The organism is Geomonas sp., from assembly GCF_035254065.1.
Taxonomy (GTDB): Bacteria; Desulfobacterota; Desulfuromonadia; order Geobacterales; family Geobacteraceae; genus Geomonas.
Genome location: NZ_DATFBA010000080.1, coordinates 1 through 9,998 on the forward strand (window position 1 = coordinate 1; position 9,998 = coordinate 9,998).

General features: G+C 62.6%; 9 protein-coding genes. 2 read left to right on the forward strand and 7 right to left on the reverse strand.

The window, feature by feature from the left end; genetic code table 11:
* On the forward strand, positions 1 to 385 hold a 385-nt coding region (locus tag VJ604_RS04305), incomplete at its 5' end, for a response regulator transcription factor (RefSeq protein ID WP_324080148.1).
* A 33-nt stretch (positions 386 to 418) separates the two neighbouring features.
* Here VJ604_RS04305 and VJ604_RS04310 read toward each other — a convergent pair.
* The 7 genes from VJ604_RS04310 to VJ604_RS04340 all read right to left on the reverse strand — a co-directional run bounded on the left by VJ604_RS04310 (position 419) and on the right by VJ604_RS04340 (position 8,313).
* Entirely contained in the window at positions 419 to 1,033 is a 615-nt protein-coding gene (locus VJ604_RS04310) for a hypothetical protein (RefSeq protein WP_324080149.1), read from the reverse strand.
* A 206-nt stretch (positions 1,034 to 1,239) separates the two neighbouring features.
* Positions 1,240 to 2,388 (reverse strand): amidohydrolase family protein, encoded by a 1,149-nt coding sequence (locus tag VJ604_RS04315; RefSeq protein WP_324080150.1) that lies wholly within the window; start codon positions 2,386 to 2,388, stop codon positions 1,240 to 1,242.
* Positions 2,385 to 3,989 carry an amino acid adenylation domain-containing protein gene (locus VJ604_RS04320; protein WP_324080151.1) on the reverse strand — a complete coding sequence of 535 codons (1,605 nt, stop codon included), beginning with the start codon at positions 3,987 to 3,989 and terminating at the stop codon, positions 2,385 to 2,387. Before VJ604_RS04320 ends, VJ604_RS04315 begins: the two co-directional genes overlap by 4 nt.
* Positions 3,989 to 5,137, reverse strand: a complete 1,149-nt coding sequence (locus VJ604_RS04325; RefSeq protein ID WP_324080152.1) for an acyl-CoA dehydrogenase family protein — start codon at positions 5,135 to 5,137, stop codon at positions 3,989 to 3,991. The genes VJ604_RS04320 and VJ604_RS04325 overlap by 1 nt, the downstream gene beginning before the upstream one ends.
* 7 nt (positions 5,138 to 5,144) lie before the next feature.
* Positions 5,145 to 5,402: an acyl carrier protein gene (locus VJ604_RS04330; protein WP_324080153.1), complete on the reverse strand. Its 258-nt coding sequence runs from the start codon at positions 5,400 to 5,402 to the stop codon at positions 5,145 to 5,147.
* Positions 5,403 to 5,923: 521 nt separating this feature from the next.
* Complete coding sequence (locus VJ604_RS04335; protein ID WP_324080154.1) at positions 5,924 to 7,111, reverse strand: YbfB/YjiJ family MFS transporter; 1,188 nt, start codon at positions 7,109 to 7,111, stop codon at positions 5,924 to 5,926.
* Between the two features lie 17 nt (positions 7,112 to 7,128).
* Positions 7,129 to 8,313 carry a hypothetical protein gene (locus tag VJ604_RS04340; protein ID WP_324080155.1) on the reverse strand — a complete coding sequence of 395 codons (1,185 nt, stop codon included), beginning with the start codon at positions 8,311 to 8,313 and terminating at the stop codon, positions 7,129 to 7,131.
* Positions 8,314 to 8,930: 617 nt separating this feature from the next.
* On the opposite strand from VJ604_RS04340, the gene VJ604_RS04345 reads away from it, so the two are divergent.
* The coding region (locus VJ604_RS04345) for an Lcl C-terminal domain-containing protein (RefSeq protein WP_324080156.1) at positions 8,931 to 9,998 on the forward strand (1,068 nt) is incomplete at its 3' end.

Here is a 9,998-nt window from a genome sequence, read left to right on the forward strand (position 1 = left end):
CATCAACATACTCCTTTCGTACAACCTGGACGGTGTACTCTCCACCGACATCGACGCCTCGCTGCTTAAGAAGGCCCTCAACCTGGTCCACGAAGGGCAGCTCTGGATCGACAACAACAACCTGAAGGCGCTGCTCTCCAGAGTGGGGACCATCTCCAAGAACGGGACCATCAACGCGGTGAGCAAGAGGGAGCAGCAGATCCTGGACCTGATCAAGCAGGGCTACAAGAACCGGGAGATCGCCGAGCAGCTCTTTTTGAGCGAGCAGACCATCAAGGCCCATGTGAGCAGGATCCTGAAGAAGTTCAACGTATCCACCAGGTCGCAGCTCATCTCCTTGCAGATGAGAAACAGCCTTACTCCGCTGAGGGCCGCCTCGCCCTAAGGTGCTCCGGGGGCTGGCCCCTTGCCCCCGCCCTCAGTGAGCGCCGGCCGAGAGGTCGTCGAAATAGGTGAGCGAGTCCCCCCGCGTCCAGAGACCTATCCTTCCTGCCTCCGGGAAGCTGCCATCGCGCGCGTCCAGATATTTCCTGCCGTCCAGATACCCCTCGATATGGTCCCCGGTCATCACCACCCGAATGGTGCGCCAGCCGGCGAAGCTCCCCGTCTGCGCCCGCCCCAGTTGTATCCGCCCGAAATTTTGCACCTTGTAAAGGAGGAATTCCCCGCTGAGCGGGTTGTAGCTGGCGAGGTAGTAGTTGCGCCCGTCCAGCGCCCGCCACACGACCCCTCCTCCCTGTTCGCTCAGCCCCGCCACCGGGCGCATTTTCACGGAAAGGTCGACATTTTTATAACTGCTGTCGGCGATCAGCACCACATTGTAGGTGTCGAGGGAACTGCGAGCTATCTGCGCCAGTACGTTGGGTTTGGAGGGGGCCGTGGGATCGGCTTTTACCTTCCACTGTCCCGCGGTCACGTAAAAACCGGCCGGGGCCAGTTCGCTTTTCTCGCGGTCGAAATTCCAGCTGGCGGCAACTGCCGCCGTGGCAGCGGCGGCGACCATCAGCAGTGCGAAAACGATAGACCTGGCCATCTCGGACCCCCCACTTTGAAATGTTACCTAACAATCTATCGGGAACCGTAAGGGTCGCAATTGGTCGTAGGGGTATTTCTGCGCAACCAAAAGGTTAACCCGTTGCTGAAAGGGAGCTCCACTGGCAGCGTTTCGCAAACCACGCCGAAAAACTCGGCGTCTCTGTCGGAAAATTCGCCGCACGATGCGACCTTGCTGCGTCTATTTCAGGGAGAGGGGAGGGGTGTGCTGGAAAACGAGGTGAGTGTCTCCCGCGGAGGCCGGCTTTTTTGATCCGAATCGGCGGGCAGGAGAACGTTTTCGAAAACCTTGTGCGGGTTTGTGCTGGAGAACTGCAGGAACCGTTGTTGCCAGCCGGCGCCCAGGCTGTGGAGGGCGTGCACAGTGGTGGCCACCACCTCCCACTGCGGTGTGTAGAGGGCGTCGGAGCCGAACAGTATCCGCTCGGGGGCGACCGAGGCGAGCACCAGTTTGAGCTGCTCGAATTCCAGCCCCGACAGGTCGACGTAGAGGTTGTCGTGGCGAGCCAGCATCTTTTTCAGCACGGGGAGCGCTTCCCTTTCCATTTCCGTCAGCGGACAGCGGTGCATGCCGGCGTGGGCAAGGATGACGGGAGAGCCTGACAGGGAGAAGTTGAGCTGGCGCAGATGCGTGAGCGACCCGAAATCGGCCCGGGCGCAGGCCCAGTAGGGATTGTTCCGTCCGCCATGGATGACCACCGGCAGCCCCAGGCGGTGGCATCCCTCCAAAAGCGCCTCCAGCCACGTCTTGCGGCAACTGGTCCCCAGGTTGATGCCGCTCACCACCGGGTGGCACTTGATCGCCCTGATGGCGAAACGCTCCTTAAGGTGCGCCGCGTACCCCTCGATCTGGTCCCCCTCCAGGGTCGGCGGAATGCTCCCGGCCAGCGAGAAGCGGTCGTCGTCGCCGTAGAGGTCGCGGATCCACTGCATGCGGAGCTCGAACTGCGCGGCGTCCGAGCCTTCCGCGGCGACCGGCAGGAGCAGCACCCGGTCCAGCCCCGAGCGTGACAGCTGGTCGGAGAAGACCCTGGGGCCCACGCTGCCGTACATCCTGCCAAGGAGCATCACCGCGATGTCGATCAGGCGCTGGGGGCGCAACTCCGTGCCAAGCTCCGGCACCTCGCCGAACTTGACGGGGCCGGCGGCGGGAGGCAGGTAGCATTTCCCGGGCATGCTCAGCACCCCGGGGAGGGATGGATCCTGCTGGTAGGCGAAGCGGTCGAAAAGGACTTCGTAGGGGTGGACGTGGGTATCGTACAGGGGGCCGGAGCATCTCAGCTCCGCCACCTCCTGCAGGTAGCGCTCGCTCAGCTCAGCAGGTATCCCGTTCATGCCACCATCCCCCCTGCCTGAAACTGACGGTACCGCTCGCGCAGGGCGGAGCGGTCGAGCTTGCCCCGGTCGGAGAGGGGAAGCCTGTCCAGTTGCACGATCCGCTTGGGGACCATGTAGGCGGGAAGGGCGCGCCCCAGCGCTTCCAAGAGGAGGCGGTCGTCCGCCTCCCCGGCAAACTCCACGAATCCCACCAGCTCCGGGATATCGCCACCGGGGGCGTTGCAGAGCAGCACGGCCGCCTGCTGGACACCCTCCAGGGCGAGCATCGCCTTCTCCACCTCGAAGCTCTCGATCCGGTACCCCATGAACTTGATCTGGAAGTCCTTGCGCCCCAGGTACTCGAGGAGGCCGTCCTCCCGCACCATTCCCAGGTCGCCGGTGCGGTAGATCCGGTCCTGCAGGTTGTTGCTGAGCGGGTTGGGGACGAAGGCGCCCCTGGTCTTTTCCTCATCGTTCCAGTAGCCAAGGCTCAGCCCGGAGCCGCGGATGCAGATCTCGCCCGGCTGGCCCGGCTTGGCCAGGGTATTTTCCTCGGTCAGGAGCAGGATCTCCGTGTTGGCGCAGGCGCTTCCGATGGGGACCGGCTCCTCGGCGGTCGCCGGGACCTTAACCACCTGATGGTAGGCGGAAATGCCGGTCGCTTCGGTGGGGCCGTAGACGTTGTAAAACCTCTTCGAGGGGAAGACCGACATCCAGTTGATGAGATGCCTGGTGGGGAGCACCTCGCCGCCGAAGAGCACCCGGTCAAGGGTGGGTATCCGCTGCGGCTTCAGGCAGCCGGTACTGGAGAGGTACATGAGCAGCGAGGAGACCCCTTTCCAGATGGTGATGCCGTTTCGTTCGATCAGGTCGAGCAGGGAGTTGGGAAAGAGGAGCTGGCGCTCGGAGGCGATGAACAGGGTGGCCCCGGCCCTGAGGCTCGCGAAGATATCGAAGGTCGACATGTCGAAGTGGAAGGGAGCCGTCCCCAGCACCTTGTCGTCGGGGACTATCCGGAAGCTCTCCAGCGCCCAGTCGATGTAACTTGTCACGTTGAGGTGGGAAACCGTGACCCCCTTGGGGCTGCCGGTAGATCCCGAGGTGTAGAGGATGTAAGCGGCGTCGGCGTCGATGTTGCGATAGGGGGGTGGGGCTGGGAGCTCAGAGAACTCCTCCAGGTAGAGGGTCGGGATGAGGCGGGGACGGGGAATTTCCTTTTTCCCGCCGCAAACCAGCAGCATCCGCACCCCCGCCAGCCGGTCCCCCGCCTCCTCCAAAAGAGGGAGGGAGCCCTCCTCGCAGATCACTGCAGCGGGGCGGCAGTCCCCGATCACTTTCTGCACCCTTTCCAGCGGGGCCTTGGCGTCCACCGGTACGTAGATGGCGTCCGCCTTCAAGGTCCCCAGCAGGGCGACCACCACCCGCGCCGAGCGCCTCATCCAGATCACCACCCGGTCCTGGCGCTTGACGCCGCCAAGCCGCAGGGCGTGGGCGACGCGCTCGGCTTCCTCCCTCAGGGCACGGTAGCTCAGGGTCTCCCGGTCGTCGACCAGGGCTGCCTTGTCCGGATGGGTGAGGCTGCCGGCGTCAAGGCAACTTTGCAACAGGTAGCTAGCCATCACAGTCCCAGCATTCTTGCGATGATGTTCTGCTGAATCTCGGAGGTCCCCGAGTAGATGGTGGCCGCGATGCTGTCCCTCAAATCGCGCTCCAGCTCGCACTCCTGCATGAAGCCGTAGCCGCCGTGGATCTGGACGGCGTCCAGGCAGGCGCTTTTCAGGCTCTCGCTCACGAACAGCTTGCCGATGGAGGCCTCCAGGGTGGCGCGCTTCCCCTGGTCCTTCAGCCAGGCCATCTTGTAGAGCATCAGCTTGCCCAGTTCGAGGTTCACCTTCATGGCGCCGATCTTGTTGGCGACCGACTGGTTCTGGCCGATCTCCTTGCCGAACTGCTTGCGGGTCTTGGCGTAGCTCACGCATTTCTCAAGCACCCGTTGAATGGTGCCCAGGTGGGCCGCGGTCATCAGCACCCGTTCCCATTCGATCGCCTCGCCGAAGATGAACATGCCGTGCCCGCGCTTGCCCAGCATCGCCTCCTGGGCGACCGCCACCTCGTCGAAGAAGAGTTCGCTGTTCTGCAGGGTCCGAAGCCCCATCTTGGCGAGCGGCTTGCCGGCGCTGAAGCCGGGGGTCCCCTTCTCCAAGAGAAAACAGCTGATGTCTCCCCCGAAGGAGGACTTCCCTTCGCTGTCCTTGGCGAACACGATCACTAGATCGGCGAGGGGGCCGTTGGAGATGAATACCTTGCCGCCGGTCAGAAGGTAAGCCGATGAGGAAGCGTCCGCTTTGGTCCGCATGGAGAGCACGTCGGATCCGGCATCCGGCTCGGTGATGGACTGGGCGGCGATCAGCTCGCCGGAGGAGAGTTTGGGGAGAAAGCGGGCCTTTTGCTCGGCACTTCCGTACTGGTTCAAGAGGACCACGCAGCAGAGCTGGGTGACCACGGCATGGGTGAGCCCGCTGTCCTCGCAGCCATAGGAGAGCGCCTGCAGCGAGATGGCTGCAGAGGTGAGATCCTGGCCCAGGCCGCCGTATTCCTCCGGCGTGAGCAGGCCCAACAGTCCCATCTCGGCGCATTTACGCCACTTGGGGAGGGGAAAGGTCCCCTGCAGGTCATCGTTGCGGACTTCGGCGTTCAGTTCGCGCCGGGAAAAATCCACGATGCTCTCCCACTGCAGGAGCTGGGTGTCGTTCAACGAGAAGTCCATCATGCCCTCACGCGCAGACCTTGCTTTCCAGCAGCGAGTAGATGGAATTGACGCAGCTGAAGTTCTCCAGGGTGAGGTCGTCATCGGATATCTTCACCGAGTACTTGTCCTCCAGGAAGAGGATGAGCTTCATGATCCCGAGCGAGTCCATGATATCTGATTCCACGAGGTCGTCAGAAACGGTGAGACCGTTAACCCCTTTGCCGCGGGCCAGGTCCGACACGATGTACTCCACCAGCTTTGCCTTTTCGATTTCAGAAGTCATGGCTGTTCTCCTGACCAGTTGAGGTCGTGACCGGGATGAGCGGAAAGGTAGCCGCCGGCCGCGCTACCATTGGAGTTTCGGGGTCGAGACACTCCGTCTGTCGCCTGGATGATCTGCGATGTCGGTATGGGGAGAGAGTCCGCAGTCAATGGGTCGTGCGTCGCGGTACTCTCAAAAAAGCATGAAGCTGACCGGAAAGTACAATCCTGCTGGTTTTAATCTTAGAACCTTGATGGGGGATGCACAATGATACTTTTGTCTAATTCTCTGCCACTAAAGTTCCTTTTAAAACAGGTTCTTTTGCGTGTAAACCTCTGACATTACCTTCACTTTTTGTGATATTCAGCAGCTGAAAATCATGAGCGCACTGTCAGTAAGGGGTCCCCCAGAGTTTGTTGCTATGCGTTCAAGGAAAGGACTGGATGAGGATGAGTGTCACAAGACGGCGGGTGACAGAGAGAACCGATCTTAAAATTGGGGACATGGAAGGAGAACATCGCCGTCAACGGGGAAAGGGATATTCACCTTGGCGGTTTCTGCTCAGGGAGGGGAGGGCGAAAGGCGTCGGGTATGAGAAGCGCGCCGGCGGCCACCACGGTGACGGCCGCGATCATGAGAGCGAGACGGAAATTGCCGGTGCGGGCAGAGAAATAGCCGGCCAGCGCCGGACCGAGGATTTGGCCGACGCCGTAGACGCCGGTCATCAGGCCGACGATGCGGGAACGGGCGCCGGGCAGGTAGGACGCGCCATCGGAAAGGGCCAGGTTGACGATCCCCATGAAGGTGGCGCCAAACAGCAGCGCCCCGGTCACCACCGGTAGTGCTCCCGGCAGCGCCGCCGGAAGGAGGATGCCGGCCGCCTGCAGGAAGAAGGCGGCCATCAGCGGCTTGAGGCGCCCCCATCTCCTGGCCGCGATGGACCACAGGAAGGCGGAGGGGAGGGCGGCGCAACCGGCTACCACCCAGGCCAGATGCGCCCCGGACGGGCCGACGGTGGCAAGGGCCGCGGCCACCATGAAGGTGCCGGTGATGATGTAGCCAAAGCCCTCCAGCCCGTAGGCGATGACCAGCCGGAGAAAGCGTGGCTGTCGGGGAAAGGGGTGTTTGACCGGGACATCAGCGTGGCTCGGCTCCGCGTGCCTGCGCAGGAGCAGCAGCACCACTGCCGAGAGGAGGGCGCTCAGCCCCCCGAACAGGATCCAGGCGCCGCCCGCGCCGAAAAGGTGGGCAGTGGGGAGGGCGGCCAGGCCGGTTAGGACGATGCCGCCGCCCACGCCACCGTAGTAGAGGCCGGTCAGGTTTTCACGCCCGTCGCGGGCGATGATCAGCAGCACCAGTCCGGAAACGGCTACGAAGGCGAGCCCGCTGGCGGTGCCGGCGATGAGCCGGGCCAGCGCGACCAAGCTGAAGGTGGTGAACAGGCCGGTGGCGGCGGTGGTTGCGGTGGAGAAGATGAGTCCCGCCGCCAGCACCCGGTATTCGCCGTAGCGGTGGCAGAGGTGGCCCGCGCAGAAGGCGCCGGCCAGGTAGCCGATGAAGTTAAGCGAGGCGAGCAGGCCTGCCTGGTCCGCGCGCAGGCCGTACTCGATCAACATGAGCGGCAACAGCGGCGTGTAGAGAAAGCGCCCGATCCCCATCGCCACCATCAGGGCGATGAAGCCCGCGGCCACGCCGCTCTTTATACCCCCGGGGGCGATCTGCTCCGTCAAGGTCACTCCTTTTTCGATTACCTGCCGTGCGGAGGTCCCTCCATGCCGCCTCCACCACCATGCGGTGTTCCTCCACCACCGTAAGGGGGCGGTGCACCGCCATGCGGGGGTGCTCCCCCACCATGCGGCGCTCCACCGGCTCCGTACGGAGCCGCTCCACCGCGCGGCTCGAAATGCTGTCCACCTGATGGTGGCGGGCCATGCGGCATTTCACGCGCAGGGCCATGCTCTACCGCTGGAGGTGCGCTACTGTGGCCGCCAGGTGCCGGGTGCTGCTGTACCGGAGCAGGACGGTGCTCTCCAGGGGCACCGTACTCTCTCGGCACGCCGCGGCCGCTTCCAGGCTCGGCCTGACGATGGGACGGTTGCTCGTAAACTCCCCGTGGAGCAGCCCCTCGAGTCGGGGCCCCTTCGTGACCTGCTGCTGGATGCTGGGAGGCGGGATGCTGACCCGGGGGCGCCGTTCTGCCGTGTTCGCCGGTTGCGGAATGCCCTGCAGGTGGCCGGTAGGGACCGCCCGCCCGCGTGGCGGGGACCACTCCGGAGCCGCTGAAAGCTCCCGGACGCGCGGTGGCAGCCACCGGTGGGCGACCATGGTTGGCGGTCGCACGCAGGGCCGGATCATGTCGCGCTGCCTGCAGGTGCTCTTTCTGGGCCGCGACGGGCTGGGAGGCCCAGCGACCTGCCGCTGCGCGCTGGGCCTCGGTGGGATGGATCCTGACGCCGCCGCGCCCGCCGTTGAAGCTCACCCGGCTGGAGGTAGTGCTACGGGTAACCGGTGCCCGGTAGACCGTGGTGATGTTGCCTCCCAGGTGGTTGACGGCACGGTTGTAGTAGAAGGTGTTGCCGCGCCAGTACCCGCCGTAATAGCCGTAGCCGTTATATCCGCAGCCGTAGTTGATGCCGCCGTAGAACCCCACCACCGGCCCCCAGTACCCTTCGTACCAGAGGTAGAACCCGTTGTTCCATCCCCAGTAACCTGGCGTCCAGAGCCAGCCGGGGTAGGGTGCCAGCACCCAGGTTCCCGGCACCCAGTAGTAGCCATAGTTCGGGTCCCACGCCCAGTAGCCCGGGATCCACATGTAGTTCGGACCGGGTGGGATCGGCTGAACGTAGACCGGCAGCGGAGGTGGGGCAAAGGCAACGGAAACACCCACCGAGACAGCTGCGGAGGCAGGTGGTGGCGTTACCGGGGCTGCCATTAGGAAGACGACAAGGAAAACTACCAACCCGCGCAGGATAGCATTGAAAAGGCGGGGGCGCCCACTGGGAAATTCAGGACCCTGTCCAGTCATAGGATCACCTCACGAAGCTTTGAGTATCTACACGTCCCATTTTACCATCGTGTAGATAGTACAGGGTACTGGAGTGTGAAGTCATAGTGTCGAAGATCATAGACAAGCCAGGGCGGGAGCTGCGGCATAGCCGCAACCATGAGGTCCGGAACCGGACTGCACTCCAAAGCGGCAAAAAACCTGGACCTTAGGCGGCAGATAAATAGCCTTAGGTCCACTTGTTTCTCCGTCCTCAACTACTAAGATAGTCTAGGTAGTTACCTGTTGTGAACGCTCCCTTGGAGAGAGCTGCGGGTTTTGTACCTGCTGCAGCACGTTCCATTCACATGCCTCTCCCTTATCTACGGCCCCCATATAACATCCACCGGCAACTCCTGTTTCTGTATCTTCCGTTCTTGATCAGGAAATGACAGTTATGGTGCGCTGTACCAGCAGATATTTAAGTTATGGCCCCCCACCTATCTTTTTCATCTCACCGGCGTTCACCGGTTAACCTGTTGCAGGCACGAAAAAAGGAGCGAACCATGGCGAAAGTACCACTGCTAACGGTCCTCTTTCTTCTTACATCCGCACACTATGCCATCGGGGACACGGTGGAACTGCCCAAGACCGGGCAGACTCTCTGTTATGACGTGGCGGGTAACGTGATATCCTGTGCGGGGACCGGACAGGACGGCGAGACTCAAACAGGATTGGCGTGGCCTGCTGCACGCTTCACCGACAACCTCAACGGTACCGTCTCCGACAACCTGACCGGCCTCATCTGGCTGAAAAATGGCGTCTGCCCCGACCTGCAGGGGACCGGCGGATACAACTGGACTGGCGCGCTGACCTCAGCCCAAGGGCTTCACAGCGGCCTGTGCGGGCTTACCGATGGGTCCGCCTCCGGCGACTGGCGCCTTCCCAATGCAAGCGAGATGATCAGCCTCGTCGATCTCTCCAAAGCCTATCCTTCGCTGAGCACCGGACACCCTTTCAGCAATGTCCATGGGCAGGTGTTCTGGACCTCTACCACCTACCCCCTCTATTCGCACAACGCAGAGACCTTCAGCATAGGAAACGGATGCCTGCGTGCCGACGTGAAGGACCAGTTGAGATCGGTGTGGCCGGTAAGGGGGACCTCCACTAAGATTGCCAGAACCGGGCAGACCACCTGTTGGGATGCAAGCGGCGCAGTCATGGCGTGCGCAGGGAGCGGCCAGGATGGCGACAAACTTGCCGGTCTCCCCTGGCCTTCGCCGCGCTTTGTCGATAACGGCAACGGCAGTATCGTCGACCTGCTGACCCACCTGGTCTGGCTCAAAAACTCTAACTGCTTCGGGCAGCGGGACACCCAGGATCAAGCCGTAGCCGATGCCAAGACCCTCGCCAGCGGGGCATGCGGCCTCACGGACGGCTCGGCGCAGGGGGACTGGCGCCTACCCAATCGAAACGAGATGAGAAGCCTGGTAAGTTTCGAGGCCACCGACGGCGGTGTCTGGCTCAACAGCCAGGGCTTCACCAACACGGTTTATTCCTATTTCTGGACCTCCGATTCCTATCCTTTCGGTATCGACCAGAGTTGGTTCCCTTCCAGTGGCAATCCGGCCCTG

Bases quoted from the DNA above. Each gene is read 5' to 3' on its own strand.
- VJ604_RS04340 (WP_324080155.1), bottom strand. From the start codon at position 8,313: ATGGCAGCCCCGGTAACGCCACCACCTGCCTCCGCAGCTGTCTCGGTG.
- VJ604_RS04325 (WP_324080152.1), bottom strand. From the start codon at position 5,137: ATGGACTTCTCGTTGAACGACACCCAGCTCCTGCAGTGGGAGAGCATC.
- VJ604_RS04310 (WP_324080149.1), bottom strand. From the start codon at position 1,033: ATGGCCAGGTCTATCGTTTTCGCACTGCTGATGGTCGCCGCCGCTGCC.
- VJ604_RS04315 (WP_324080150.1), bottom strand. From the start codon at position 2,388: ATGAACGGGATACCTGCTGAGCTGAGCGAGCGCTACCTGCAGGAGGTG.
- VJ604_RS04320 (WP_324080151.1), bottom strand. From the start codon at position 3,989: ATGGCTAGCTACCTGTTGCAAAGTTGCCTTGACGCCGGCAGCCTCACC.
- VJ604_RS04330 (WP_324080153.1), bottom strand. From the start codon at position 5,402: ATGACTTCTGAAATCGAAAAGGCAAAGCTGGTGGAGTACATCGTGTCG.